Annotated in this window: 25 protein-coding genes and 1 tRNA gene; 12 read left to right on the forward strand and 14 right to left on the reverse strand. The window is 70.6% G+C overall.

The window, feature by feature from the left end; translation table 11 throughout:
• Positions 1 to 188 precede the first annotated feature (188 nt).
• Genes ACZ7EC_RS15315 through ACZ7EC_RS15325 form a run of 3 tightly spaced genes read left to right on the forward strand, consistent with a single transcriptional unit; the run spans position 189 to position 3,680 of the window.
• Entirely contained in the window at positions 189 to 1,748 is a 1,560-nt protein-coding gene (locus ACZ7EC_RS15315; RefSeq protein WP_471062683.1) for a class I adenylate-forming enzyme family protein, read from the forward strand.
• Positions 1,745 to 2,599 carry a 2-amino-3,7-dideoxy-D-threo-hept-6-ulosonate synthase gene (locus tag ACZ7EC_RS15320; protein ID WP_471062684.1) on the forward strand — a complete coding sequence of 285 codons (855 nt, stop codon included), beginning with the start codon at positions 1,745 to 1,747 and terminating at the stop codon, positions 2,597 to 2,599. Before ACZ7EC_RS15315 ends, ACZ7EC_RS15320 begins: the two co-directional genes overlap by 4 nt.
• Positions 2,571 to 3,680 carry a 3-dehydroquinate synthase II family protein gene (locus tag ACZ7EC_RS15325; protein ID WP_471062895.1) on the forward strand — a complete coding sequence of 370 codons (1,110 nt, stop codon included), beginning with the start codon at positions 2,571 to 2,573 and terminating at the stop codon, positions 3,678 to 3,680. Before ACZ7EC_RS15320 ends, ACZ7EC_RS15325 begins: the two co-directional genes overlap by 29 nt.
• A gap of 71 nt (positions 3,681 to 3,751) precedes the next feature.
• Here the strand turns inward: ACZ7EC_RS15325 and ACZ7EC_RS15330 are convergent, their stop codons facing one another.
• From ACZ7EC_RS15330 to ACZ7EC_RS15345, 4 genes are all read right to left on the reverse strand, one after another.
• On the reverse strand, positions 3,752 to 4,357 hold the full coding sequence (locus tag ACZ7EC_RS15330; RefSeq protein ID WP_471062686.1) for a helix-turn-helix transcriptional regulator: 606 nt from the start codon (positions 4,355 to 4,357) through the stop codon (positions 3,752 to 3,754).
• A 385-nt stretch (positions 4,358 to 4,742) separates the two neighbouring features.
• Positions 4,743 to 4,816, reverse strand: a tRNA-Pro gene (locus ACZ7EC_RS15335).
• A 67-nt stretch (positions 4,817 to 4,883) separates the two neighbouring features.
• The gene (locus tag ACZ7EC_RS15340; protein WP_471062688.1) at positions 4,884 to 5,615 is read right to left on the reverse strand and encodes a Pr6Pr family membrane protein; all 732 of its coding nucleotides are present in this window, start codon (positions 5,613 to 5,615) and stop codon (positions 4,884 to 4,886) included.
• Positions 5,616 to 5,670: 55 nt separating this feature from the next.
• The gene (locus ACZ7EC_RS15345) at positions 5,671 to 6,597 is read right to left on the reverse strand and encodes a metallophosphoesterase (protein WP_471062690.1); all 927 of its coding nucleotides are present in this window, start codon (positions 6,595 to 6,597) and stop codon (positions 5,671 to 5,673) included.
• Between the two features lie 94 nt (positions 6,598 to 6,691).
• Here ACZ7EC_RS15345 and ACZ7EC_RS15350 point away from each other — a divergent pair, with 94 nt between their 5' ends.
• Entirely contained in the window at positions 6,692 to 7,159 is a 468-nt protein-coding gene (locus ACZ7EC_RS15350) for a GatB/YqeY domain-containing protein (protein ID WP_471062692.1), read from the forward strand.
• A gap of 93 nt (positions 7,160 to 7,252) precedes the next feature.
• On the opposite strand, the gene ACZ7EC_RS15355 is transcribed toward ACZ7EC_RS15350, so the two are convergent.
• A complete protein-coding gene (locus ACZ7EC_RS15355) occupies positions 7,253 to 9,589 on the reverse strand; it encodes a transglycosylase domain-containing protein (protein ID WP_471062694.1) in 2,337 nt (778 codons plus the stop codon).
• Positions 9,590 to 10,083: 494 nt separating this feature from the next.
• Here ACZ7EC_RS15355 and wblA point away from each other — a divergent pair, with 494 nt between their 5' ends.
• Complete coding sequence (gene wblA / locus ACZ7EC_RS15360) at positions 10,084 to 10,422, forward strand: transcriptional regulator WblA (RefSeq protein WP_366669404.1); 339 nt, start codon at positions 10,084 to 10,086, stop codon at positions 10,420 to 10,422.
• 129 nt (positions 10,423 to 10,551) lie between these two features.
• On the opposite strand, the gene bagB is transcribed toward wblA, so the two are convergent.
• Positions 10,552 to 12,045, reverse strand: coding sequence for an ATPase BagB (bagB, locus tag ACZ7EC_RS15365; protein ID WP_471062695.1), 1,494 nt, complete (start codon positions 12,043 to 12,045; stop codon positions 10,552 to 10,554).
• A complete protein-coding gene (bagA, locus tag ACZ7EC_RS15370; RefSeq protein WP_471062696.1) occupies positions 12,042 to 13,019 on the reverse strand; it encodes an ATPase BagA in 978 nt (325 codons plus the stop codon). The genes bagB and bagA overlap by 4 nt, the downstream gene beginning before the upstream one ends.
• 100 nt (positions 13,020 to 13,119) lie before the next feature.
• Here bagA and ACZ7EC_RS15375 point away from each other — a divergent pair, with 100 nt between their 5' ends.
• From ACZ7EC_RS15375 to ACZ7EC_RS15390, 4 genes are all read left to right on the forward strand, one after another.
• Positions 13,120 to 13,278 carry a DUF4177 domain-containing protein gene (locus tag ACZ7EC_RS15375; protein WP_018547934.1) on the forward strand — a complete coding sequence of 53 codons (159 nt, stop codon included), beginning with the start codon at positions 13,120 to 13,122 and terminating at the stop codon, positions 13,276 to 13,278.
• On the forward strand, positions 13,275 to 13,739 hold the full coding sequence (locus ACZ7EC_RS15380) for a RidA family protein (RefSeq protein ID WP_471062697.1): 465 nt from the start codon (positions 13,275 to 13,277) through the stop codon (positions 13,737 to 13,739). Before ACZ7EC_RS15375 ends, ACZ7EC_RS15380 begins: the two co-directional genes overlap by 4 nt.
• Before the next feature lie 138 nt (positions 13,740 to 13,877).
• Positions 13,878 to 14,771 carry an NUDIX hydrolase gene (locus ACZ7EC_RS15385; protein WP_471062699.1) on the forward strand — a complete coding sequence of 298 codons (894 nt, stop codon included), beginning with the start codon at positions 13,878 to 13,880 and terminating at the stop codon, positions 14,769 to 14,771.
• Entirely contained in the window at positions 14,768 to 15,598 is an 831-nt protein-coding gene (locus ACZ7EC_RS15390) for an MBL fold metallo-hydrolase (RefSeq protein ID WP_471062701.1), read from the forward strand. Before ACZ7EC_RS15385 ends, ACZ7EC_RS15390 begins: the two co-directional genes overlap by 4 nt.
• 35 nt (positions 15,599 to 15,633) lie before the next feature.
• Here the strand turns inward: ACZ7EC_RS15390 and ACZ7EC_RS15395 are convergent, their stop codons facing one another.
• Both ACZ7EC_RS15395 and ACZ7EC_RS15400 read right to left on the reverse strand, forming a co-directional pair.
• Positions 15,634 to 16,464, reverse strand: coding sequence for a nucleotidyltransferase domain-containing protein (locus ACZ7EC_RS15395; protein WP_471062703.1), 831 nt, complete (start codon positions 16,462 to 16,464; stop codon positions 15,634 to 15,636).
• 118 nt (positions 16,465 to 16,582) lie between these two features.
• On the reverse strand, positions 16,583 to 17,257 hold the full coding sequence (locus ACZ7EC_RS15400; RefSeq protein ID WP_014674022.1) for a Crp/Fnr family transcriptional regulator: 675 nt from the start codon (positions 17,255 to 17,257) through the stop codon (positions 16,583 to 16,585).
• Between the two features lie 324 nt (positions 17,258 to 17,581).
• Between ACZ7EC_RS15400 and nth the strand changes: the two genes are divergently transcribed.
• The 3 genes from nth to ACZ7EC_RS15415 all read left to right on the forward strand — a co-directional run bounded on the left by nth (position 17,582) and on the right by ACZ7EC_RS15415 (position 20,674).
• Complete coding sequence (nth, locus tag ACZ7EC_RS15405; protein WP_471062704.1) at positions 17,582 to 18,601, forward strand: endonuclease III; 1,020 nt, start codon at positions 17,582 to 17,584, stop codon at positions 18,599 to 18,601.
• Positions 18,602 to 18,656: 55 nt separating this feature from the next.
• Positions 18,657 to 19,352 (forward strand): NUDIX hydrolase, encoded by a 696-nt coding sequence (locus ACZ7EC_RS15410; RefSeq protein ID WP_397984781.1) that lies wholly within the window; start codon positions 18,657 to 18,659, stop codon positions 19,350 to 19,352.
• A 122-nt stretch (positions 19,353 to 19,474) separates the two neighbouring features.
• Complete coding sequence (locus tag ACZ7EC_RS15415; protein ID WP_471062707.1) at positions 19,475 to 20,674, forward strand: MarP family serine protease; 1,200 nt, start codon at positions 19,475 to 19,477, stop codon at positions 20,672 to 20,674.
• 16 nt (positions 20,675 to 20,690) lie between these two features.
• On the opposite strand, the gene ACZ7EC_RS15420 is transcribed toward ACZ7EC_RS15415, so the two are convergent.
• The 5 genes from ACZ7EC_RS15420 to acs form a co-directional block, all read right to left on the reverse strand.
• On the reverse strand, positions 20,691 to 20,870 hold the full coding sequence (locus ACZ7EC_RS15420) for a hypothetical protein (RefSeq protein ID WP_079174927.1): 180 nt from the start codon (positions 20,868 to 20,870) through the stop codon (positions 20,691 to 20,693).
• Positions 20,871 to 21,009: 139 nt separating this feature from the next.
• Positions 21,010 to 21,942: an alpha/beta fold hydrolase gene (locus tag ACZ7EC_RS15425; protein ID WP_471062709.1), complete on the reverse strand. Its 933-nt coding sequence runs from the start codon at positions 21,940 to 21,942 to the stop codon at positions 21,010 to 21,012.
• Positions 21,939 to 22,427, reverse strand: a complete 489-nt coding sequence (locus tag ACZ7EC_RS15430) for a phage holin family protein (RefSeq protein WP_471062711.1) — start codon at positions 22,425 to 22,427, stop codon at positions 21,939 to 21,941. Before ACZ7EC_RS15430 ends, ACZ7EC_RS15425 begins: the two co-directional genes overlap by 4 nt.
• A gap of 99 nt (positions 22,428 to 22,526) precedes the next feature.
• Complete coding sequence (nhaA, locus tag ACZ7EC_RS15435; RefSeq protein ID WP_471062712.1) at positions 22,527 to 23,969, reverse strand: Na+/H+ antiporter NhaA; 1,443 nt, start codon at positions 23,967 to 23,969, stop codon at positions 22,527 to 22,529.
• 205 nt (positions 23,970 to 24,174) lie between these two features.
• Positions 24,175 to 26,133 carry an acetate--CoA ligase gene (gene acs, locus ACZ7EC_RS15440; protein WP_471062714.1) on the reverse strand — a complete coding sequence of 653 codons (1,959 nt, stop codon included), beginning with the start codon at positions 26,131 to 26,133 and terminating at the stop codon, positions 24,175 to 24,177.
• Positions 26,134 to 26,451 lie beyond the last annotated feature (318 nt).

Here is a 26,451-nt window from a genome sequence, read left to right on the forward strand (position 1 = left end):
ATGACATTGGTCACGCAGGCGTGACGAATTTTGGTGATGAGACCGCCCGATTATATTTGTGTCGCCGTTGATGATGATTGTCATCCGTGTCCGTCCGAAGCTTGCAGCTGCCCGGCCGTCATTCCACGATTACCACTGATCACCTGATGCGTCGCCAGGATCGCAACGTGGCGGAAGATAGGGCGGTAATGTCTACTGGACAGGCGCTGAACAGTCGGACGGAACTGAGCCGGAACTACGTTCTACGTATTGTGGAAGGGCTGGAAAGGGATCCGTCGAGAATCGTCGTGTATTCCTGGAACGGCGCCCTCACCGGGGCCGAGTTCCATGGGGCCATAGCACGTGCGGCAACCTTGCTGGCAGAAGTGGGCGTCAGGGCGGGTGACACCGTGGCCGTGCTCACGGAACCAAACTGCGCCGCCATGCTCGCCGCACGGTACGCAGTCCATCTGCGCGGTGCCGCCGTGGTCCACATCCGGTCTATGAACGCCCGGTCCGACGAGGACGAGCTGCCCGCCGCCGAGCAGATGCGACTGCTGCGCGCCACGGGGGCGCGGGTGCTGGTGGTGGACGAGCCCCACCGCGAGCGCGGTCATGCTCTGTGCCCCGACCTGGGCGGGACGACACTCGTCACGCTGTCCGGGGAGGTTTCCGGGCGCGGCGCCACGGACATGCCTCCCGCCGTCCCCTATGAGCCGGGGGACCTGGCGGTCGTGGACCTCACCAGCGGCACCACGGGCACTCCCAAGCTCGTGCGCCGGTCGTTCGAGGCCAGAGGCCGGCTCATCGACCTCTCCTTCGGCGCGTCGGCGCCCGAGCACCGGCCCACCCTGCTGTCGGTCACGCCGATCAGCCACGCCACGGCCACGATGGTGGACGCGGCGCTCGTCGCGGGGGGCACGGTGGTTCTGCACAACGGTTTCCGGGTGGAGGACGTGCTGCACGCCCTCGCGGAACAACGGGTGACCGATGTGTACCTGGCCGTGCCCCATCTCTACCAGCTCGTCGACCGGCCCGGCATCGAAGAAGCCGCCTTCCCCGCACTGCGGCAGGTGCTCTACAGCGGCACCGCGGCCGCTCCCTCGCGCATCGCCCGGGCCGCGCGCGTCTTCGGAGACACCCTGGTCCAGCTCTACGGCAGCACCGAGGCCGGCGGCATGTCCACCCTGACTCCGCTGGACCACGCCGAACCCGAACTGATCCCCAGCGTCGGCCGCCCCTTTCCCTGGGTGGAGATGGAGATCCGGCGGAACGAGTCCGATGAGACCGTTCCACACGGAGAGACGGGGGAGATATGCGTCCGGTCGCCCACGCTCATGGACGGATACCTCGGTGACGAGGAGCGTGTCGGTCCGGTGATGCGGGGCGGTTGGCTGCGCACCGGGGATATCGGCCACTGGGACAAGTACGGATATCTCCATCTGCTCGGCCGGATCGGCAGCGTCGTCAAGGCGAATGGAATAAAGATTCATCCGTCATCGGTCCAGGATGTTCTTATGCAGCATCCGAAGGTGGCGAACGCCGTGGTGCACGGAATACGCGATGCGGAGTCCGTCGAACAGCTGGAAGCCGCCGTGCAACTTCACGCCGGGACCAGCTGTACCGTCGACGAGTTGCGCACGCATGTCGCAGCCTCGCTTTCCGCGGCGCATGTTCCCGGACGTTTTTCCTGGTGGGAAGAGATACCACTCAACTCTTCCGGAAAACCCCACTATGCAGTACTCCGCGGTCGAAAGGATGTGCAATGAACCATCACGGGCATTTCGCGCGGTCGTTGCGCTTGCGGCGGCTGTTCCACCACACCATGTCAGGGTTGCTGATCACGCCGCTGGACCACTCGATCAGCGATGGTCCCGTCGTGCCGAGGAACAGCTCGATCGATCTGCTCGCGGGGCAGCTTGCGGCCGGCGGTGTCGACGCGGTTGTGGTGCACAAGGGCAGCGTCCGGCACATTCGTCCGGAGCGTTTCGCCGACATGTCACTCATCATCCACCTCAATGCGAGCACCGGGCAGGCGCCGGACCCGGACGCCAAATACGTCGTCACCGAGGTGGAGGAGGCGCTGCGCCTGGGCGCCGACGCGGTGAGTGTGCATGTCAACCTGGGCTCGGACGACGAGCGGCAGCAGATCGCTGACCTCGGCAGGATCTCCGATGCGTGCGACCGCTGGAACCTGCCGCTCATGGCCATGGTGTATCCCCGTGGGCCGCGTATCGCCGACCCGCACGACCCCGTGCTCATCGCCCATGCAGTGACTCTCGCTGCGGACCTCGGCGTGGATCTCATCAAGACGACCTTTCCGAAGTCCGTGTCGAACCTGAGGGCGCTCACCGAAGCATGCCCGGTACCGATCCTCATGGCAGGCGGCCCGGCGCAGGCCACAGAGGAGGGCGTCCTCTGTTTCGTCGAAGACGTGCTTGCGGGTGGTGCGCTCGGCGTGGCTATGGGCCGCAACGTCTTCCAGTCCACGTCCCCGCAGCGGATGGCCCAGCGGGTGGCGGGGCTCGTACACCGGTTGCCGACCGGCCGACCGGCAGAAGAACTCGACGACCTGACGAGGGGACATGAGCGTGACGGACAGCAAGCTGTGCTGGCTTGACCTACGCGAAGCGGGCGATCTCGCGCCGGCGATTCTCGAAGAGGCGGTGCATCAGCGCATTGACGCCGTTGTGGCCGGTGACATGAAGATGCTGGCCGATCTGCCCCCTACGATCCGCCGAGTCCTCGTACACCACGCCGGCGAGCCGGCAGAGGGCTTCGCCGGCGCCGACCTGGTCCTGGTGGCGGGCAGCGCCGACGATCGGGCGAAGCTCGCTCATGCACATCCGTCGATCGAATTCGGCCGCTACGTCGAGATCGTGGACGCGGACAGTCTGGAGATGGCCTGTCTGTCGGCCAGGACCGAACAGTGGAGCCTGCTCGACTTCCGCGACCCCACGAAGATCCCGCTGGAGATCGTCATTGCCGCCGCGGCCGGCTGTGAGGGGACGATCGTGACCACGGCAGCGGATGTCGAAGAGGCGCGGATCGTTTTCGGCGTGCTCGAACTGGGCTCCGACGGTGTGCTGATGCCGGCGCGAGCCATCGGCGACGCGACCGCGCTGAGGCAGGCGGCGGGAACCACCGCGGGGCAGATCTCACTCGTCGAGCTGGAGGTCACGGCGACCACGCACCTCGGGATGGGGGAACGGGCCTGCGTCGACACCTGTAGTTATCTCGGCCAGGACGAGGGCATCCTGGTGGGCTCCCACTCGAAGGGTATGGTCCTCTGCGTCAGCGAGACCCACCCACTTCCGTACATGCCGACACGACCCTTTCGAGTCAATGCCGGTGCGATTCACTCCTACACCGTTTCTCAGCACGGCCGTACTCACTACCTCAGCGAACTCGTCGCCGGGAGCAAGGTGTTGGCCGTGGACACAGAGGGGCGCACTCGTGTGGTCAGCGTCGGACGGGTCAAGATCGAGACGCGGCCTCTCATCTCGGTGGACGCGGTGGCGCCCAACGGACAAGCCGTAAACCTCATCCTCCAGGACGACTGGCACGTCAGGGTTCTCGGTCCGGGCGGTGCCGTGCTCAACAGCACGGAGCTGCGCCCCGGAGACAAGATCCTCGGGCATCTGCCGACAGCCGACCGGCATGTCGGCTACCCCATTGACGAGTTCTGCCGCGAGCAGTGACAACGGCGCCGGTACGGGAGGCCGGACCGCCTCCCAAACCGGCGCCTGTTGCACTCTGCCTGGTCATCGACTCAGATCCAACATCGTTCGCTCGCTATGCGCACGGCGTCGTACCGGTTACGGGCGTTGAGCTTCTTGATCGCAGCGGACGCCAGATTGCGAATGGTCCCTGAGGACAGGTAGAGCTCCCCCGCCATCTCCTTGACTGATGCTCCTGAGGCCGTGAGCCGTAGTACGTCGGCTTCGCGGTCAGTCAGAGGGCCGCATTGCCCGCCCGCAGCGGAGAGTAGCCGCGGATCTATGACCACCTGACCGCTTGCGACGCCCCGCACCGAGTCGATCAGTCTCCGCAGCCCGGCGTTCTTGGGGACGATACTCAGAGCTCCGGCCCTGAGGGCGCGGTTCACGAGGGGCCGCGTCGCGGTGTCCACGGTCAACGCCACCCCGCAGGCGGACCGCCTTCTGCAGATCTCACCGGTTGCCGCCGCCCAGTCTCCGTCGATCTTGTCAGGGTCTATCAGTGCGACGCATGCGTTCGTTCGTTCGATGACTTCGACAAGGTTGTCATACCTGTTGACGACGCTGACGACTTCGAAGCCCTCTTCGCGGTTGAGTGACTGAGCCATCAGCTCGGCCGTGAGAAGGGATCCGCCGGCAATGGCGATGCGGCTTGTCATATTGTTCCCCCGTTTGTGCCTGATGTGGCCTGCATGGCCTTTCCGTACGGTGCACAGGCAACTTGTGCATCACTCTAAAAACGTTTGTGCGAAATCTGTGGGGACCTGAGCAAGATTTGAGGATCGCTGACGGGCGGCGCGGTTCCCCGCCGCTGGAGGCGGACGTGTCGGCGCCGACGGCCCGGCTTCCGGGTGGCTGCGAGGCTGGATTCGCGAACGCGCAGGTACGAGCGCCCTCGGGCGCAGTGCTTCACGTGGCCCCAGTGGTCGCCCGTGGGAGAAGCCGACCAAGGTCTTCTCCCGCATCTCTCCCAAACGACCCCCAGGAACCACTCAGGGGCCTGATCCATTAACTGGATCAGGCCCCTGACCTGGTACTACGGCGTCGGGGTGGCGGGATTTGAACCCACGACCTCTTCGTCCCGAACGAAGCGCGCTGCCAAGCTGCGCTACACCCCGGTGTCGCTGCTTGTCGCGGCGACGTCGTTTACTTTAGCCCACTGGGGGCCAGGAAACGAAATCCGGTTCACAGGCGGCGGCTGATCGGGGTCGGGCGGGTGTGGTCCAGGGTCACGAGGAGCGCGGCCAGGATGTAGGTCGCGAGGCCCAGCAGGAGCGCGTTGGTCAGGGTGGCGCGGTAGCCGTGGGCGGCGGGGTTCAGGAAGGGGTAGAGGTAGGGCGCGCCGCGGGTGAGGCAGAAGGCCAGGTAGGCCAGGGGGTACAGGAGCCAGCTCGTGGCCTGCTGGAGGTGCAGGCGGGGTGCCGGGGTCAGGCACAGCCAGTCCAGCAGGGCCGCCGCGGGGGCCACCGTGTGCAGGAGCTGGAGGGTGATCCACTGGGTGTGCCAGCGCTCCGGGGGTGTCGGGAGGGCCGTCATGGAGAACGGCGTCCGGGCCAGGAGCAGGTGGTACGTCAGCGCGGAGACCAGCGCGTACAGGAGGGCCGCGCCGGTCGGCCAGGACGGCAGGGCGCGGCGGCCGCGCCAGGCGCGGGACGCCGACAGGAGCATCGTCACGGCCAGGATCACGCCCGCCTGCACACCGAAGTAGCTCAGCGCGTGCGCCGGGGTGCTCCGCAGGACGGCGAGCGCCACGCCTGCCGCCGCGAGCAGCGCGGTCAGCAGGCGGAACGCCGCGACGGCGGGGCGGTGGGACGGGGCCGGCACCGCCCTGGCCGGCGCCGGGGAGCGCGGCAGCAGCGGGGACGACGCCGGGACCGGGGGCAGGCCCGGAATCTCCCTGGGTATCTGGGCGGTCATGTCCTCACGCTAGGAAGGTACCGGCGTGAGGGCCATGCGGGTTACGCCAGGTGGGTCAGGTCCTCGGCACCAGCGTCAGCAGCGACGCCTCCGGGGGGCAGGCGAAGCGCACCGGGGTGTAGCGGTTGGTACCGCAGCCCGCCGAGACGTGCAGGTAGGAGGTGCGGTCCTGCGCCGTGTGCGTGGACAGGCCCTTCACCCGGTCCGTGTCCAGGTCGCAGTTGGTGACCAGGGCGCCGTAGAAGGGGATGCACAGCTGGCCGCCGTGCGTGTGGCCGGCCAGGATCAGCGGGTAGCCGTCGGCGGTGAAGGCGTCCAGGACGCGCAGGTAGGGGGCGTGGACCACGCCGAGCGAGAAGTCGTACGACTCCGTCGGACCGCCGGCCACCTTGGCGTAGCGGTCGCGCTTGATGTGGGGGTCGTCCAGTCCGGTCAGCTCGATCGACACGCCCTCGATCTTGAGGGCGCCGCGGGTGTTGGTGAGGTTCACCCAGCCGGCCTCGTCGAAGCCGTCCCGCAGGTCCTCCCACGGGTTGTGGATCGCGCCGACCGCGGGCGCGTTGCCGTTCAGGCCGTGGCGGCCGTTGGTCTTCTCCATCAAGTAGCGGGCGGGGTTGCGGAGTTTGGGGCCGTAGTAGTCGTTGGAGCCGAAGACGTACGCCCCCGGAAACTCCATCAGCGGGCCCAGCGCGTCCAGCACCTCCGGCACGCCCTCCGGGTCCGACAGGTTGTCGCCGGTGTTGATCACGAAGTCCGGGCGCAGCCCCGCCAGCGAGCGCAGCCAGCGCTGCTTCTTGCGCTGGCCGCCGACCATGTGGATGTCGGAGACCTGGAGCACGCGCAGCGGATGCATGCCCGGCGGCAGGACGGGGACGGTCACCCGCCGCAGACGGAAGGAGCGGGCTTCGAAGCCCACCGAGTACGCCAGACCGGCGGCGCCGGCCGCCATGATTCCCAGGGGGATTCCGTATCGCGCGCGCATATGACCATGGTGTCAGACCGCGGCCGGGTACCGGGACCGCCCGCCCGTTAAATCGGCGGGCACCCGGTGCCCCGCACCTGCGACAATCGACCACATGACCACCACGCTCAAGTCGAAGCTCCAGGACGACCTCAACGCCGCGATCAAGGAGCGCAACGAGCTCCGCTCCTCGACGCTCCGGCTGACCCTCTCGGCGATCACCAATGAGGAGGTCGCGGGCAAGGAGAAGCGGGAGCTGTCCGACGACGAGGTCCTCAAGGTGATCACCCGTGAGGCGAAGAAGCGCCGCGAGGCGGCCGACGCCTTCGCGAAGGGCGGCCGCGCCGAGTCGGCCGAGCGGGAGCGGGCGGAGGGCGAGGTGCTCGCCGAGTACCTGCCGAAGCAGCTGTCCGACGACGAGCTGAACGCGATCGTCGCCGAGGCCGTCGCGCAGGCCACGGCCGGGGGTGCCGAGGGGCCGCGCGCCATGGGTGCCGTCATGAAGATCGTGAACCCCAAGGTGGCGGGCCGCGCCGAGGGCGGCCGCGTCGCCGCCGCGGTGAAGAAGCTCCTCCAGGGCTGACGCCGGGGACCGGGAAGCCAGTACGGCGGTACGACGACGGGGCCGCACCCTTTGTTCCGGGGTGCGGCCCCGTCGTCGTACCGCTGGCAGGAGCTAGCGGCGACCGCCGGTCCCCCCGACCGCCCGGCCGTTCGGGCCGCCGTTCGTCTGCCCCTGGACGATGGTGCCCGGCGGCACCGGGCCGCCGGTGTCGCCGCCCGTCGCGCCGCCGCCGGTCAGACCGCCGAGCAGGCCGCCGATCAGCTGTCCGTGGCTGCCTCCGTTGGCGCCCCCATTGGCGCCTGCGTTGGCGCCCCCGTCGGTGCCGCCGTGCCGGCCGCCGTCGCCCTGTCCCTGGTGGTTGTCGCCGGAGCCGTTGTCGTCCGGGATGTCGACCAGGTTGAAGTCCTCCACCGGCTTGCCCTCCAGGGCGCCGTTCATCATGTCGCGCCAGATCGGGCCGGGGACCTCACCGCCGTAGACCTTGTCGTGCGGGATGCCGCCGATGGTGATGTCGACCATGTGGCGCCGGTGCTGCGGGTCGCCGACCCAGACCGCGCCCGCCATGTTCGGGGTGTAGCCGACGAACCAGGCGGCGAAGCGCTCGTCCGTCGTACCGGTCTTGCCCGCGCTCGGGCGGTCGCCGAGGCCGGCCTCCTGGCCGGTGCCGTCCTCGACCACGCCCTTGAGGAGCGTGCTGACGGTGTCCGCCGTCTTCTCGGACATCGCGCGCGAGCAGGTCGAACGCGGCACCGGCAGCGACTTCACCCGGCTGCCGGTCGTCTGCGTGACCGACTCGATGGCGACCGGGGTGCAGTACATGCCGCGCGAGGCGAAGGTGGCGTAGGCGCTCGCCATCGTCAGCGGGGACATCTCCTGCGTGCCGAGGGCGATCGAGGGGGCCTGGTCGATCGGGCGGCCGTCGGCGCGCGCCACGCCCATCTTCTTCGCCATGCCGATCACCGGGCAGATGCCGATGTCGCTGATCAGCTGCACGTAGTAGGTGTTGACCGACTTGGCGGTCGCCTCCTTCATGCCGTACGGCCCGTGCTCCGACTCGTTCTCGTTGGTCAGCTTGGCCGGCTTGGCCGGGTCGTTGCGCCAGATCTTGCCGTTGCAGGCGGCCACCGGGCTCGGGTACGGCATCTGGTACGGCGAGGAGTACTGCTGCGTCGGGGGCTTGCCGCCTTCGATCGCGGCCGCCGCGACGATCGGCTTGAACGTCGACCCCGGCTGGTAGCCCGCGCCGCCGCCCATGGCCTGGTTCACCGACAGGTTGATCTGCGTCTCGTTCGTGCCGAAGCCGTACGGCCGGGACTGGCCCATCGCGAGGATCTTGCCGGTGCCGGGCTCGACGATCGTCGCGGCCGTCGCCACCTGGTCGGACTTGTAGACGTGGTCCTTGATGGAGCTCTGCGCGGACTGCTGGGCCTGCGGGTCGAGCGTCGTACGGATCGTCAGACCGCCCTGGTTCCACAGCTTCGCGCGCGCCTGCTTGGTCTTGCCGAAGACCGGGTCGGTGAGGAAGACCTCGCGCACGTAGTCGCAGAAGAAGCCGGCGCCCTGGACCGCGGTGATGCAGCCGTTCTTGGGCTGGCTGGGGTGCAGCCCGAGCGGTTCGCGCTTGGCCTGGGCGGCCTCCTGCGGGGAGATGTCGCCCAGTTCCGCCATGCGCTGGAGCACGATGTTGCGGCGCTTGGTGGCCTCCGCCTCGTCGTTGACCGGGTCGTAGCGGCTCGGGGACTGCACGATGCCGGCCAGCAGCGCGGACTCCTGGAGGTTCAGGTCCTTGGCGTGCTTGGAGAAGTACCGCTCGGAGGCGGCCTCCACGCCGTAGGCCTGCTCGCCGAAGAAGGTGATGTTCAGATAGTTCTCGAGGATCTTCTTCTTGCCGAGCTGTTCCTCGATCTGGATCGCGTACTTCAGCTCCCGGACCTTGCGGCCCAGCGTCTGCTGGGTGGCCTCGGCGACCTTCGTCGGGTCGTCGCCGGCCTCCTCGATGAAGTAGTTCTTCACCAGCTGCTGGGTGAGCGTGGAGGCGCCCTGCGCGACCCCGCCCTCCTGCGCGTTCTTGTTCAGGGCGCGCAGCACGCCCTTGAGGTCGATCGCGCCGTGCTGGTAGAAGCGCGAGTCCTCGATCGCGACGATCGCCTTCTGCATGTACGGCGAGATGTCCTTGAGATCGACCACCGTACGGTCCCTGCTGTACACGCTCGCGATCTGCCGCCCCTTGGCGTCCAGGATCGTGGTGCGCTGGCTGAGCTGGGGACTCTTCAGATTGGCCGGGATCTCGTCGAAGCTCTTGACCGAGCCCTTGGCCGCGAGGCCCAGAGCGCCGGCCGCGGGCAGCGCGATGCCGGCCATCACGGCTCCCGCGAGCACACTGACACCGAGGAACTTCGCGGCCTGCTGCAGCGGCGACAGACCACCGCCCGAGCGCTTCTTTGGCATGGGGGCAGCCTAATCCGTACCCCTGAGCGTTTTGCGGGAGCGGCCTGCCCTCGGGATGTTCCGGTGCCGGTGCGCGGCCGACGCGTACCGTCTGACCTGCCTACGTTTCCATTTCCCGGACAGGCGCGCAGCCCTTGGCCTAAGCTGCTCCCAACTGTCACAGCCGTACGGCCCGCACCACTCGCTCCGGCGCCCGGAACCGTCGCGAACCCCCCGCGCCGCGCCCCGAGACGTGTCCGTTTGCGCCTCGTGTGTCACCCGGTGCCCGCTGTGGCGCACCGTAGCTGTCCTGGTTTGCCGGGACAGTCGCATATGTCGCCAGCTCACTCCCGCGGGTGATCTGCCGCTTACCCATAGTCCGTTCGGGCCATTCAAGATTGGGCCCGACGGGGGTGTTGCGCTGTGCCCACCTTCCGTAACGTCCTCAACTGGCGGCGGTGAATATGCCGCTGCCGCCGTGGGGGAGCCTCGATTCGGGAGAGGACGGCGCCGGTATGGGCTGGGTAACCGACTGGAGTGCGCAGGCTGCCTGCCGCACTACCGATCCGGATGAACTGTTCGTTCAAGGAGCAGCGCAGAACAGAGCCAAGGCGGTGTGCACCGGATGTCCGGTACGCACCGAGTGCCTGGCGGACGCGCTGGACAATCGCGTCGAGTTCGGCGTGTGGGGAGGCATGACGGAGCGGGAGCGCCGCGCACTGCTGCGCCGCCGGCCCACCGTGACCTCCTGGCGCAGGCTGCTGGAGACCGCCCGCTCGGAGTACGAGCGCGGCACCGGGTTCGTACGCCTCGACAGCGACGAGGTGTACGAGAACTACGCGGCCGTCAGCTAGCGGGCATCCGTCCGGCACCTCCGGGGTTCGGCCGAGAGCCCCCGGACGGCCCCGGCTCCCCTTGCCCTCGCGATGCCCGGCTTGTCCTCACGGTGCCCGGCTTCCGGCCGGGTCGCGACGGGTCCGGTGCTACGACGGTTCCGCCGGGCGGTCCGTGAGCGCGCCCGCCGCGAGCCGGTCGCCGATGTCGCGCAGGCCCGTGAGGTCGTGCACATCGCCGGGCAGCGCGGGTACGTCGACCACCGCCACCTCGGGGTGGCGGGCGGTGAAACGGTCCCGCGTGCGCTGCTCGCGCGCCAGGAGATGCATGCGTTCCGCGTGCAGTCTCAGCAGGCCCGCGGCGAGCCGGTCGACGGAACGTTCCTCGTCGGTGGGGGAACCTCCGGGGGAAGCGTCGGGAGCGTCGGCACCGGCTGCCGCCCCGGATGCGGCATCGGGTGCGGGAGATGGTGAACTGCCGTACGTGTCGGGAGAGTTACGAAGTCCAGCTTTCCCGTCCCCCTGATCCACAATGCCGGGGTCCGCAAGATTTTCCGCGGCGTCGAGCGCCCGCTCGGCCGACAGCCGGCCCGCGCCGCTGCCGTGCACCCGGTTGAGCACCAGACCCACCAGCGGCATGTCCTCCGCAGCCAGCCGCTCCACGAAGTACGCGGCCTCGCGCAGCGCGTCCCGCTCCGGGGCCGCCACCACCAGGAACGCGGTGCCGGGCGCCTGGAGCAGCTTGTACGTGGCGTCCGCGCGGGTGCGGAAGCCGCCGAAGGTGGTGTCCATCGCGGACACGAACGTCTGGACGTCCTTGAGGAGTTGGCCGCCGAGCAGCTTGCCCAGGGTGCCGGTCATCATCGACATCCCCACGTTCAGGAACGCCATGCCGGCGCGGCCGCCCAGCTTGGCGGGGGCGGTGAGCAGGCGGATCAGCCGGCCGTCCAGGAAGGAGCCGAGCCGCTTGGGGGCGTCCAGGAAGTCCAGGGCCGAGCGGGAGGGCGGGGTGTCGACCACGATCAGGTCCCATTCGTCCCGCGCCCGCAGCTGGCCCAGCTTCTCCATCGCCATGTACTCCTGCGTGCCCGCGAAGCCCGCCGAGAGCGACTGGTAGAAGGGGTTCGCCAGGATCGCGGCCGCCCGCTCGCGGTCCGCGTGCGCCTCCACGACCTCGTCGAAGGTGCGCTTCATGTCGAGCATCATGGCGTGCAGTTCGCCGTCGCCGTCGGTGCCCTTGACCCGGCGGGGCACGTTGTCGAGGGAGTCGATGCCCATCGACTGGGCCAGCCTGCGGGCCGGGTCGATGGTGAGGACGACGACCTTGCGGCCCCGCTCGGCCGCGCGCAGGCCCAGGGCGGCCGCGGTGGTCGTCTTGCCGACGCCGCCGGAACCGCAGCACACCACGATGCGCGTCCTCGGGTCGTCGAGGAGCGCGTCGACGTCGAGCACCCGCGAGGACGCCAGCCGCCGGGCCGCCGCCTCCTGCCCCTCCGCCCCGCCACGTCCCTCGGGCTCGCCCCGCCCCTGCGCCGTACCGCGCCCCTCGGGCTCGGCACGCCCCCCGGACCCCTCGCGGCTTCCGCCCCGGCCCCCGGCCGCCGCCTTGCGACCCGCGGCCGCGCCCTGCTCCTCGGCTGTCATGACACCTCCTGGTCGCGCAGCTCGGCGGCGAGTTCGTACAGACCCGCCAGGTCCATTCCCTCGGCGAGCAGGGGAAGTTCGTGCAGGGGCAGGCCCAGCTCGCCGAGTACGCCGCGCTGCTCCTGCTCCAGGGCGTGGCGCACGGCGTACTCCGCGGCCTGGGCCAGCAGCGGGTCCACCAGCTTCTCCGCGTTCCCGCCGCGCCGCGCGCCACCGAGGCCGGCGGCCGACAGGGACCGGGCCACGGCGGAATGGTCGACCGTCCGGACGAGTTCCAGGTCCGCGGCGTCCAACACCTCGGGCCGCACCATGTTCACGATGACCCGGCCCACCGGCAGCCGCGCCGATCGCAGTTCCGCGATGCCGTCGGCGGTCTCCTGGACCGGCATCTCCTCCAGCAGCGTCACCAGGTGCACCGCCGTCTCCGGCGACTTGAGGACCCGCATCACGGCCTGTGCCTGATTGTGTATCGGGCCGATCTTCGCCAGGCCCGCCACCTCGTCGTTGACATTGAGGAAGCGGGTGACGCGGCCGGTCGGGGGCGCGTCCATGACCACGTAGTCGTAGACGAACCGGCCGCGGCGGTCCTTGCGGCGCACCGCCTCGCACGCCTTGCCGGTGAGCAGGACGTCCCGGATGCCGGGCGCGATGGTGGTGGCGAAGTCGATGGCGCCCAGCTTCTTCAGGGCTCTGCCCGCGCCGCCGAGTTTGTAGAACATCTGGAGATAGTCCAGAAGGGCCAGTTCGGGGTCTATGGCGAGCGCGTACACCTCCCCGCCGCCGGGGGCGACCGCGATCTTCCGCTCCTCGTACGGCAACGCCTCCGTCTCGAAGAGTTGGGCGATGCCCTGCCGGCCCTCGACCTCCACGAGAAGCGTCCGCTTCCCCTCGGTCGCGAGGGCCAGCGCGAGTGCGGCGGCGACCGTCGTCTTTCCGGTCCCGCCCTTGCCGCTGACGACCTGGAGCCTGCTCACGTCTTCGAGACTAACCAGTCCGGCCGACCGTCACGCGGGAGGCTGTGGATAACGGGGAGACCGCGAGGGAGTGATCGGTCACAGCGGATACAGTCGGCCCATGACCAAGTGGGAATACTCAACCGTGCCGCTGCTCGTCCATGCCACGAAGCAGATTCTGGACAACTGGGGCGAGGACGGCTGGGAGCTCGTCCAGGTCGTGCCCGGCCCGAACCCCGAGCAGCTGGTCGCCTACCTGAAGCGGGAGAAGCAGGCATGAGCGCGGTCGAGGAGAAGCTCGCCTCCCTGGGCCTGAGCCTGCCGGAGGTCGTACCGCCGCTGGCCGCCTACCAGCCGGCCGTGCGGTCCGGTGCCTACGTGTACACCGCGGGCCAGCTGCCGATGGTCGAGGGCAAGCTGCCCGTCACCGGCAAGGTGGGCGCCGAGGTCACGGCCGACGAGGCCAAGGACCTGGCCCGCACCTGCGCGCTGAACGCACTGGCGGCCGTGAAGTCCGTGGCCGGCGACCTGGACCGGATCGCGCGCGTGGTCAAGGTCACCGGGTTCGTCGCCTCCGCAGCCGACTTCACCGGCCAGCCCGGTGTGATCAACGGCGCCAGCGAGCTGCTCGGCGAGGTCCTCGGCGACAAGGGCGTGCACGCCCGCAGCGCGGTCGGCGTCGCGGTGCTCCCGATGGACGCGCCGGTCGAGGTCGAGATCCAGGTCGAGCTGGTTCCCTAGGGCCTCCCGTTTGGATCGTGCCGGGCTCGCGGGCCCTGGCACCGCTCCCTGATCCGGCCTGATCCGAACGGAAGACCCTGGCTCGTCGCACCTCCGGCACCTCTCGAACATTCGCCCTACACCAGATAGCCTCCGGCCATGGCGAACGGTCAGTGGTACCCCCCGGAGTGGCCGGACCGCATCCGCGCGCTCGCGGACGGCACCCTCACCCCGGTGTCTCCCCGGCGTGCGGCGACGGTGCTCCTGCTGAAGGACACCGAGGCCGGACCGGCCGTCCACATGCTGCGCAGACGCGCCTCCATGGCCTTCGCCGGAGGCGCGTACGCGTATCCCGGCGGCGGTGTCGACCCGCGCGACGACGACACGCGGATCCGCTGGGCCGGCCCCTCGCGCGCGTCGTGGGCCGGGCGGCTCGGGGTGGACGAGGCCGGCGCCCAGGCGATCGTCTGCGCGGCGGTCCGGGAGACGTACGAGGAGGCGGGCGTCCTGCTCGCCGGACCCGATCCGGACACCGTCGTCGGCGACACCACGGGCGACGACTGGGAGGCGGACCGCGCCGCCCTGGTCGCGCGTGAGCAGTCCTTCGCCGAGTTCCTGCACCGGCGCGGCCTGGTGCTGCGCTCGGACCTGCTGGGCGCCTGGGCGCGCTGGATCACCCCGGAGTTCGAGGCGCGCCGCTACGACACCTGGTTCTTCGCGGCCGTCCTCCCACAGGGGCAGCGCACCCGGAACGCCTCCACGGAGGCCGACCGCACGGTGTGGATCCGCCCGGCCGAGGCCGCCGCCGGGTACGACCGGGGCGAGCTGCTGATGATGCCGCCCACCATCGCCGCGCTGCGCGAACTCCTGCCGTACGACACCGCCGCCGGGGCGCTCGCGGCCGCCGCGGCACGCGATCTGACCCCGGTGCAGGCGACCGCCCGGCTCCAGGACGGCGAGATCGTGCTGTCCTGGCCGGGGCACGAGGAGTTCACCAAGCACGTCCCGACGGGCGCCGCGCCCGCCGACGCGACCGCGGGAGGCCGCGCATGACCGACGCGAGCGCGCTGCCCGGCCAGCCCAGGGGCCTGGCCGGCTCGGGACCCGCCACGGCGCGGGCCGTCAACGTCCTCGCGCCCAACCCCTCCGCCATGACCCTGGACGGCACCAACACCTGGATCGTCGCCGAGCCGGACTCCGACCTGGCCGTGGTGATCGATCCGGGGCCGCTGGACGAGGGCCATCTGCGCGCGGTCGTGGACACGGCGGAGAAGGCCGGCCGGCGGATAGCCCTGACCCTGCTCACCCACGGCCACGAGGACCACGCCGAGGGCGCGGGCCGGCTCGCGGAGCTGACCGGCAGCCGGGTGCGCGCCCTGGACCCGGCGCTCCGCCTCGGCGACGAGGGGCTGGCCGCGGGCGACGTGATCACCATCGGGGGGCTCGAACTGAGGGTCGTACCGACCCCCGGCCACACCTCGGACTCGCTGTCCTTCCACCTCCCGGCCGACCGGGCGGTGCTGACCGGCGATACCGTCCTCGGACGCGGTACGACGATGGTGGCGCACCCCGACGGACGCCTCGGCGACTATCTGGACTCCCTGCGCCGCCTGCGCTCCCTCACGGTGGACGACGGCGTGCACACCGTCCTGCCGGGCCACGGTCCGGTCCTGGAGGACGCCCGGGGCGCCGTGGAGTTCTACCTGGCCCACCGCGCCAACCGGCTCGCCCAGGTGGAGACGGCCGTCGAGAACGGCCACCGCACCGCGGCCGAGGTCGTCGCGCATGTCTACGCCGACGTCGACCGCTCCCTGTGGCCGGCGGCGGAGCTGTCCGTGCGGGCCCAGCTGGAGTACCTCGGCGAGCACGGCCTGATCTGAGGCGGTACGGCCCGGCACGATCCGAACGAGAGGCTCTAAGGGGCGTCCTCGGGGCGCGGGGCCTTCACGCCGTGCACCCGCGCGTACTCGGCGGCGAGCCAGGGGCCCAGGTCGTCCACGTGGCGGCGCAGCACGCCCCGGTCGGCGACGGGCTCCTGGCCGTACCGGGCCGCCTCGCGCAGCTGCGGGGCCCGCTCGGGGTAGTAGGCCGCGCAGACCTCGGCCATCTCGTCCAGATCGCTCGTCCAGCCGTTCCAGCGGGTCATGACGAGGGTGAATCCCGTGCGGACCAGGTGGCGGGAGGTGAAGCGCACCAGGCGGCGCAGGGCCGCCTGGTCGTCCCCGGCGGCCGCGATCCGTTCGCGCCAGCGGGGCAGCAGCCGGGCGAGGTCGCCGTTGGTCTCGCGGGCCAGCAGGGAGCCGGGACGGTAGCGGGGCAGCAGCTCGGCCAGGTCGTTGCCGAGCAGCGGGGTGCACAGGCACGCCAGGAACCAGCCCAGGTCGTACCGCTCCGCCGGGCCGAGCAGCCGCTCCCGGCCGTACAGCAGCGTCCCGACACCGTCGATCTGCGGAAACTCGCGGTCCAGGGCCTCGCCGAGGGCCTGGACGCCGGCCCGGTCGGCGGCGGCCGGTTCGGCGCGCAGGACGACGAACAGGTCCAGGTCGCTGCGGCCGGCGCGCGCGGTGCCGCGGGGGATCGACCCGTAGAGGTACGCCCCGTCCAACCGGGTCCCGAGGAGCTGCGGCAACCGCTCCCGTACGGCGGCCACGACCGGCCGGAAGGAGTCGGGCACGCGCGCGAGGGAGCCCTCGCGGACGAAGCAGCCGTCGGGGGCGAGGCCGTGGGGGCGGGGCGGTTCGGGCATGGGCCCACTGTGCCGGGCGCGCCGGAACGGGGCAGCCGGTTTTTCGCGGGAGGGACGGCTCAGGGCGCGGCTCCCGCGGAGCCGCGCCCTGGACGCCGTACCGGAGAAGGGCCGCGCGTCAGCGCGAACGCTTGGCCAGCCGCTCCACGTCCAGCAGGATGACCGCGCGCGCCTCCAGGCGCAGCCAGCCGCGCTGGGCGAAGTCGGCCAGGGCCTTGTTGACGGTCTCGCGGGAGGCGCCGACCAGCTGGGCCAGCTCCTCCTGGGTGAGGTCGTGGACGACGTGGATGCCCTCTTCGGACTGCACGCCGAAGCGGCGCGACAGGTCGAGCAGGGCGCGCGCCACACGGCCGGGGACATCGGAGAAGACCAGGTCGGACATGGCGTCGTTGGTCTTGCGCAGTCGGCGGGCGACGGCGCGCAGCAGGGCGCCGGCCACCTCGGGGCGGGCGTTCAGCCAGGGCTGGAGGTCGCCGTGGCCGAGGCCGAGCAGCTTGACCTCGGTCAGCGCGGTCGCGGTGGCCGTGCGCGGGCCCGGATCGAACAGCGACAGCTCGCCGATCAGCTCGCCGGGACCGACGACGGCGAGCATGTTCTCGCGGCCGTCGGGGGAGGTGCGGTGCAGCTTGACCTTGCCCTCGGTGACGACGTACAGGCGGTCGCCCGGGTCGCCCTCGTGGAACAGGGAGTCGCCGCGAGCGAGGGTGACCTCGCTCATCGAGGCGCGAAGCTCCGCGGCCTGCTCATCGTCGAGCGCCGCGAAAAGCGGGTTGCGCCGCAGAACGTCGTCCACGAGTTCTCTCCTTGTCGACCTGCTCAGGGGATCTTGCTCCCCTGCGTGCCAGGGACCGTGTTCTCATTTTGCCGGACGGTCCAAACAGTGTGATCTGTCACAAGGATGCCGCACGGGTGTGCCGGGGTAAGCGTCAGGGGTCCAATCGGGCGCCGATCTTCGGGGTCCGGGGCGGATGCCGGTGCCGGGCTCTAGGCTGGCCGGGTGTCCAAATCGCCGGTGAGAGCACAGGCCAAGGGGGCTTAGCGGGTGGCTGTACGTCGCGATTCCGCTGTGGGCGAACAGGGCCCCGACGGCAGTAAGAAAAGTAGAAAAAAGGCGGATATGGCGGAAGAGGCGGGTTCGGCAGGGAAGACGGGATCTGCCGGGGAGGCCGGATCTGCCGCGAAGACACCTTCCGCGAAGAAGGCGGCCCCGGCGAAGAAGGCCGCTCCGGTGAAGAAGGCGGCTCCGGCGAAGGCCGTCTCGGGCAGGAAGGCCGGCCCCGCGGAGAAGGCCGTGGCCGCCGATGGAGCGGTCGCGGTGAAGAAGGCCGCGCCCGCCAGGAAGGTCGCCGTCGAGCCGCCCGGCAAGGAGTCCCGGACCGCCCTGGTCCGCCGGGCCCGCCGGATCAACCGCGAGCTGGCCGAGGTGTACCCGTACGCGCACCCGGAACTGGACTTCGAGAACCCCTTCCAGCTGCTGGTCGCGACGGTCCTGTCCGCCCAGACCACCGACCTGCGCGTCAACCAGACGACCCCCGGCCTCTTCGCCCGCTATCCCACCCCCGAGGACCTGGCAGCCGCCAACCCGGAGGAGGTCGAGGAGATCCTGCGCCCCTGCGGCTTCTTCCGGGCCAAGACCAGGTCGGTCATAGGGCTCTCCAAGGCGCTGGTGGAGGACTTCGGCGGCGAGGTGCCCGGAAGGCTGGAGGACCTGGTCAAGCTGCCCGGCGTCGGCCGCAAGACCGCCTTCGTGGTGCTCGGCAACGCCTTCGGGCGCCCCGGCATCACCGTGGACACCCACTTCCAGCGGCTGGTACGGCGCTGGCGCTGGACCGAGGAGAGCGACCCGGACAAGATCGAGGCCGCGGTCGGCGCGCTGTTCCCCAAGAGCGACTGGACCGACCTGTCCCACCACGTCATCTGGCACGGCCGGCGCATCTGCCACGCCCGCAAGCCCGCCTGCGGCGCCTGCCCGATCGCCCCGCTCTGCCCGGCCTACGGCGAGGGCGAGACCGACCCGGAGAAGGCGAAGAAGCTGCTGAAGTACGAGAAGGGCGGCCTGCCCGGCCAGCGGCTCAACCCGCCGCAGGCCTACCTGGACGCGGGCGGCAGGCCCGCGCCGCCGCTGGGGGCCGCGTGACGGAACGAACCCGGCGCCCGCGGCGTTGGACGACACAGAGCGACGGGGGTGGGCGATGACGCGGGCCGGCGAGGCACGACGCGACGTGGTGGCGCTGGACGGCCGGGGACTGCCGGACTGGCTGACCCCGGTGGCCCGCGCCGCCGAGACCATCGAACCCCTCCAGCTCAGCCGCTTCCTGCCGCCGGAGAACGGCGAGGGCCGCCAGTCCGCCGTGCTCATCCTGTTCGGCGAGGGCGAGCGCGGCCCCGAGCTGCTGCTGATGGAGCGCGCCGGCACGCTGCGCTCGCACGCGGGCCAGCCGTCCTTCCCCGGCGGCTCCCTCGACCCCGAGGACGGCGATCCGCTCGGCGAGGGCCCGCTGCGCGCCGCCCTGCGCGAGGCCGAGGAGGAGACCGGGCTCGACCCCCGCGGGGTGCAGCCGTTCGCCGTGCTGCCCCGGCTGTACATCCCGGTCAGCCGCTTCGTCGTCACACCGGTCCTCGGCTGGTGGCGCGAGCCCAGCCCGGTCGGCGCGGTGGACCCGAACGAGACGGCGCGGGTCTTCACCGTCCCCGTGGCGGATCTCACGGACCCCGCCAACCGCGTCACCGTCGTCCACCCCAGCGGATTCCGGGGCCCGGCATTCCAGGTCGAATCGGCCCTTGTGTGGGGTTTCACGGCCGGGGTGATCGACCGGCTGCTGCACTACGCGGGCTGGGAGCGCCCCTGGGACCGGGAGAAGCTGGCCCCGCTCGACTGGAGCTCATGACAGGGTGATCCCCGTGCTGTCTCTTTCCCGGGGACGCAGGGTCCCTCCGTCCCCAAGGGGTCGGGCCGGACACCTCGTCCGTGCCGCGGGAAGCGGAATGGAGTAGGCGAGGGCCTGAAGCGGTGAACGTGCTGGACATCCTGTTGCTGGTCGCGGCCGTGTGGTTCGCGGTCGTGGGCTACCGCCAGGGCTTCGTCGTGGGCATCCTGTCGGTGATCGGGTTCCTCGGCGGCGGCCTCGCGGCGGTGTACGCGCTGCCCGTCGTCTGGGACGCGGCGACCGGCAACGCGGAGGTGAACACCACCGCCGCCGTCGCCGCCGTGGTCGTCGTCATCGTCTGCGCCTCCGTCGGCCAGGCCCTGACCACCCACCTCGGCAACAAACTGCGCAAGCACATCACCTGGTCCCCGGCCCGCGCCCTGGACGCCACCGGCGGCGCCCTGGTCAACGTGGTGGCGATGCTCCTGGTCGCCTGGCTGATCGGCTCCGCCCTGGCCGGCACCACCCTGCCCACCCTGGGCAAGCAGGTGCGCGGCTCCAAGGTGCTGCTCGGGGTCTCCCGCGCACTGCCCGCGCGGGCCGGCGGCTGGTTCGCGGACTTCTCCTCCGTCCTCGCGCAGAACGGCTTCCCGCAGGTCTTCAGCCCGTTCTCCAACGAGCCGATCAAGGATGTCCAGCCGCCGGACCCGGCCCTCGCCGGCAGTCCGGTCGCCACCCGCGCCCAGCGCTCCATCGTCAAGGTCACCGGCACCGCGCAGAGCTGCGGCAAGGTCCTGGAGGGCACCGGCTTCGTCTTCGCCGACCGCCGGGTGATGACCAACGCACACGTCGTCGGCGGGGTGGACGCGCCGACGGTGCAGATAGGCGGGGTCGGCCGGCGGTACGACGCCAAGGTGGTGCTGTACGACTGGAAGCGCGACATCGCGGTACTCGACGTACCGGACCTGAAGGCGGACGCGCTGAAGTTCTCCGCGCCGGACGCGGCCGGGGGCGACGGCGCGATCGTGGCCGGCTTCCCGGAGAACGGCGCGTACGACGTGCGGGCCGCGCGGGTGCGGGGGCGCATCTCGGTCAACGGCCCGGACATCTACCACCGCGGCAGCGTGCGCCGCGATGTGTACTCGCTGTACGCGACCGTCCGCCAGGGAAACTCCGGCGGGCCCCTGCTCACCCCGGAGGGCAGGGTCTACGGGGTGGTGTTCGCCAAGTCCCTGGACGACGCCGAGACCGGCTACGCGCTGACGGCGGACGAGATCCGGCCGGACATCGCCCGCGGTCGCACGGCGAACGAACAGGTGGGTACGGACAGCTGCGCGCTGTGAGCCGCAAGGCGGCGGTTCAGTTGCGCGGGTGACGCAGGCGCACCGAGACCCAGCGGGCCCGGCGGCGCAGGATGCGCGGGATCCCCACCCGCAGTTCGCCCTCCGCGAGTTGCGGAGTGCCTCGCTGAGGCGTGCTCAGGCCCGTGGCCGAGCGGCGGTTGCGGGGTGCGTCACTGTAGTCGTGCGTCCAGCCCATACCCCTGCGTGTGCCCCCGGCCCAAGGTCGATAACCGCTTGGACGGCGGCCAATTGGCGTATGCGGCGGGCATGTGGCCGAACGGGTGACAAGTGGCGGGGAACCGGACACCGCCCGCATCGGTTCCGCCGCCGCGTCGTCACCGGTCGGGCTCGGGGTCCTTCAGCCAGTTGACCAGCTCCGTCGAGAACGTCACCGGGTCCTCCTCGTGCGGGAAATGGCCGAGTCCGTCGAACAGCCGCCAGCGGTACGGCGCTTCGACGTACTCCCCGGAACCGGCGGCGCTGCGTGTCCGGCTCACCGGATCGAGTGAACCGTGCAGATGCAGCGTGGGCACCCGCACCGGCCGCTTCATCCTGCGGTAGAACTGCACGCCGTCCGGGCGGGCCAGGGAGCGCACCAGCCAGCGGTACGGCTCGACGGAGCAGTGCGCGGTGGAGGGGATGCACATGGCCCGCTGGTACGTGCGCACCGCCTCGTCCTCCGGGGGGCGCGGCCCGGACCAGTCCCGGATCAGACGGCCCACCAGCTCCCCGTCGTCGGCGGTGAGTTGGCGCTCGGGGACCCAGGGCCGCTGGAAGCCCCAGATATAGGAGTTGGCGGCCGCCTGCCGGGCGTCCCGCAGCATCGCCGCGCGCCAGCGCCTCGGATGCGGCATCGACGCCACCGCGAGCCGGCGCACCAGCTTGGGGCGCATGGCCGCGGCCGTCCACGCCAGATAGCCGCCGAGGTCGTGCCCGACGAGCGCGGCGTCCGGCTCGCCGAGGGAGCGGATGACGCCGGTGACGTCCAGGGCGAGGTTGGCGGGGTCGTAGCCGCGCGGTGTGCGGTCGCTGCCGCCGACGCCCCGCAGGTCCATGGCCACCGCCCGGTAGCCGGCCTCCGCGAGGGCGACCAGCTGGTGCCGCCAGGTCCACCAGAACTGCGGGAAGCCGTGGAGCAGCAGCACCAGGGGACCGTCACCGAGTTCCGCGATGTGGAAGCGGGCGCCGTTGGCGGCGACGTCCCGGTGGATCACCCGGTGTCCGGGCAGATCGATCCGTACCAGCGAGGGAGGAGCGGGGTCCGTCATGAGGACGAGCGTGCCACAGCCTCGATGGCCGCGGGGCTGCGATCCTCGGGAAGCTCCGGGCGCGGGTGCGGCTTGGCGTTGCCGAGGACGCTCGCCGACTCCTTCATGGACGCGGCGACCTTCTGCGGGCCGCGGCCCTTCTTGGCCTTCTTCGCGAACACCACGCCGATCAGCGCGAGCAGACCGGCGACGAGCACGTTCGCCGCGAAGGACAGCACGAAGCAGACCGCCAGGTTCCAGTGGGTCCAGGTGCGGATGCCGTACGCCAGGGCGAAGTTGAGCATCGGCAGGGAGAAGACCAGGACCGCGCCCGCCATCGAGAACGCGCCGCCGCTGGTCGCGCCGCGCTTCACGTCCTGCTTGAGCTGTGCCTTGGCCAGCGCGATCTCGTCGTGCACCAGCGCCGACAATTCGGTCGTCGCCGAGGCGAACAGCTGGCCGATGCTGCGTTCGGCGCCGACCGGGCTGCCGTCGGGTGCGCTCATCGCGGTCTCCCTTACGAGTTCTCTCGTGTCCCCGGGACCTCGCGGCGGGCGGCCGCCCGGCCCCAGGGGCACCGTCTTGATTTGTACCGTCTCGTCAGATCATGCCGGACGGCCGCCCTCCTCGCCTGCCCCGCCCGGCACTTCCGCACGCCCGTCACCCGCCGCGGCCGTCCGCTCGGCGGCGATCCGCCGGTGTTCGGCGGCCCTGCGCTCCAGGATCGCGGCCATCCGCAGGTGGTACGCCGGGTCGCCCTCCTCGTAGATGTCGGGGATGCCGTCGAGGTCGTCGTCGCGGTCCTCGGCCTCGCACAGCCGCCGGTACTTGGCGTTGCGTATCTTCAGCAGCACGGTGGCACAGGCCGCGGCGATCAGTGAGCCGGTGAGGACGGCGGCCTTGGTCTCGTCGGTGAGGAGCGCGTTTCCGTCGTAGGCCAGCTCGCCGATGAGCAGCGAGACCGTGAAGCCGATACCGGCCAGCGAGGCCACCGCGAAGACGTCCGCCCAGGCGAGGTCCTCGCTGAGGGAGGCGCGGGTGAAGCGGACGGTCAGCCAGGTGCCGCCGAAGATGCCGAGCGCTTTGCCGACGACGAGGCCCAGCACCACGCCGAGGGTCTCCGGCCGGGTGAACAGGTCGCCCAGGGCCCGCCCGGACACCATCACACCGGCGCTGAACAGCGCGAACACCGGTACCGCGAACCCGGCCGACAGGGGGCGCACCAGGTGCTCGACGCGCTCGCCCGGCGAGTGCTGCTCGCCCTCGCGGGTGGTGCAGCGCAGCATCAGTCCCATGGCCACGCCGGCGATGGTGGCGTGCACGCCGCTGTTGTACATCAGGGCCCAGTTGACGAGGGCGAGCGGCACGTAGACGTACCAGCCGCGCACGCCCTTGCGCAGCAGCAGCCAGAAGACGGCGAGGCCGAGGAAGGCGCCGCCGAGCGCGGCGAAGTTCAGCCGGTCGGTGAAGAAGACCGCGATGATCAGGATCGCGAAGAGGTCGTCCACGACGGCGAGGGTGAGCAGGAAGGCGCGCAGGGCGCTGGGCAGCGAGGTGCCGATCACCGCGAGGACGGCGAGCGCGAAGGCGATGTCGGTGGCGGTGGGCACCGCCCAGCCCCGTGTGGAGCCGTGGCCGGTGAGGGCGGTGACGGTGTAGACGAGCGCGGGCACGGCCATGCCGCACAGCGCGGCCACCACGGGGAGCACGGCCGCCTTGGGGTCGCGCAGGTCGCCGGCGACCAGTTCGCGTTTGAGTTCGATGCCGGCGACGAAGAAGAAGATCGCGAGGACGCCGTCGGCGGCCCAGTGGGCGACCGAGAGGTCCAGGCCGAGAGCGGCGGGGCCGAAGGTGAAGTGGCCGACCGCTTCGTAGCTGTGGCGCAGCGCCGGGACGTTCGCCCAGATCAGGGCGGTGACGGCGGCGATGAGCAGGAGCACTCCGCCGACGGTCTCCGTGCGCAGGGCGTCCGCGACGTAGGTCCGCTCGGGCAGGGACAGGCGTCCGAGGACCTTGCGGGCGGGGTGCGGGGTGCGGGGCGCGGTCACGATGGGGACCTCCGGGAGCGGGCAGGACGGCTTGCCTGCCGACCAGACTTCCCGGCGCACCTCGGGTGGATCTTGTTGAGTTCTTGACGCTTTGGTTACTTTACCTAACTTGTCCGGCGAGGGAAAGACGAGAGGGACGGATGGGCCCCGACGTGCGGAAGGGGCGCCCGGCGGGTGCCGGGCGCCCCTTCGCGGTCGTACGGGGTCAGTCCTCGCTGGGGGTGGCGGGGAGCTTGGACTGGATGAGGTCCATGACGCTGGAGTCGGTCAGCGTCGTCACGTCACCGAGCTGCCGGTTCTCGGCGACGTCGCGCAGCAGGCGGCGCATGATCTTGCCGGAGCGTGTCTTGGGGAGTTCGGCGACGGGGAGGATCCGCTTGGGCTTGGCGATGGGGCCGAGGGTGGCGCCGACGTGGTCGCGGAGGCTGCCGATCAGGGATTCGTCGTCCGCCGACGCCGTACCGCGCAGGATGACGAAGGCGACGATGGCCTGGCCGGTGGTCTCGTCGGCGGCGCCGACCACCGCCGCCTCGGCGACCGCGGGGTGCGAGACGAGGGCGGATTCGACCTCGGTGGTGGAGATGTTGTGCCCGGACACCAGCATCACGTCGTCCACGCGGCCGAGGAGCCAGATGTCGCCGTCCTCGTCCTTCTTGGCGCCGTCGCCGGCGAAGTACTTGCCCTCGAAGCGGGACCAGTAGGTGTCCTTGAAGCGCTGGTCGTCGCCCCAGATGGTGCGCAGCATCGACGGCCACGGCTCGGTGAGCACCAGGTAGCCGCCACCGCCGTTGGGCACCTCGTTGGCCTCGTCGTCCACGACGGTGGCGCTGATGCCGGGCAGCGGGCGCTGGGCGGAGCCGGGCTTGGCGTCGGTGACACCGGGCAGCGGCGAGATCATCATGGCGCCGGTCTCGGTCTGCCACCAGGTGTCCACGACCGGGGTGCGGTCGGCGCCGATGTGCTTGCGGTACCAGATCCACGCCTCGGGGTTGATGGGTTCGCCGACCGAGCCGAGGACGCGCAGGCTGCCGAGGTCGAACTTGGCGGGGATGTCGTCTCCCCACTTCATGAAGGTGCGGATCGCGGTGGGCGCGGTGTAGAGGATGGACACCTTGTACTTCTGGACGATCTCCCAGAAGCGGCCCTGGTGGGGGGTGTCGGGGGTGCCCTCGTACATGACCTGGGTGGCGCCGTTGGCCAGCGGCCCGTAGACGATGTAGGAGTGGCCGGTCACCCAGCCGACGTCGGCGGTGCACCAGTAGACGTCGGTTTCGGGCTTGAGGTCGAAGACGGCCCAGTGGGTGTAGGCGGCCTGGGTGAGATACCCGCCGGAGGTGTGCAGGATGCCCTTGGGCTTCCCCGTCGTACCCGACGTGTACAGGATGAACAGGGGGTGTTCGGCGTCGAAGGCCTCGGGGGTGTGCTCGGCCGGCTGGGTGGCGAGGAGGTCGTGCCACCACACGTCGCGGGTGTCGTCCCAGGCGACGTCCTGGCCGGTGCGGCGGACGACGAGGACGTGCTCGACGTTGCCGGCCTTCTCGACGGCCTCGTCGACGGCGGGCTTGAGGGCGGAGGGCTTGCCCCGGCGGTAGCCGCCGTCGGAGGTGATGACGACGCGGGCGTCGGCGTCCTTGATGCGGGTGGCCAGCGCGTCGGCGGAGAAGCCGCCGAAGACGACGGAGTGGGCGGCGCCGATCCGGGCGCAGGCCAGCATGGCGATGGCGGTCTCGGGGATCATCGGCATGTAGACGGCGACCCGGTCGCCCTTGCGCACGCCGAGCTGGAGGAGGGCGTTGGCGGCGCGGGAGACCTCGTCCTTGAGTTCGGCGTAGGTGAGGGCGCGGCTGTCGCCGGGTTCGCCCTCGAAGTGGATGGCGACGCGGTCGCCGTGGCCTGCCTCGACGTGCCGGTCCACGCAGTTGTAGGCGACGTTGAGCGCGCCGTCCTTGAACCACTTCGCGAACGGGGGGTTCGACCAGTCCAGCGTCTCGGTCGGTTCCTTGGCCCAGGTCAGTCGGCGGGCCTGGGTGGCCCAGAAGCCGAGCCGGTCAGCCTTGGCCTGCTCATACGCCTCCGCCGTGACGTTGGCGTGTGCGGCCAGGTCGGCGGGGGGCGCGAACCTGCGTTCTTCCTTCAGCAGGTTGGCCAGGCTCTCATTGCTCACGACATCCGCCTTTCGAGGGTGTCCGATGTGTCCCAGGCCACAGCTCATCAGACGTGAGGGGCCGGTGACAAGGGTCGACGGGAAAATTGGTTTAGACCTGTGCGGACCGGAAGGGGAGGGGTGGAGTAACGGTTCGTAAAGGACGGGTAATGCCACGTAAAGATCATCCATAACATTCCGGGGCAAACGGTCTAGGAGATCCCCCGCAATGGTGGATAAATCATTTGATCGGCTTGTCATCCTAATTCCTTCTCGGGTCCGTGTGATCTTGGGCGGTGCCGCCGGTTCAAACCCGACGGATCACCACAAAAGGCCCTC

The organism is Streptomyces sp. NPDC037203 (genome assembly GCF_055605065.1).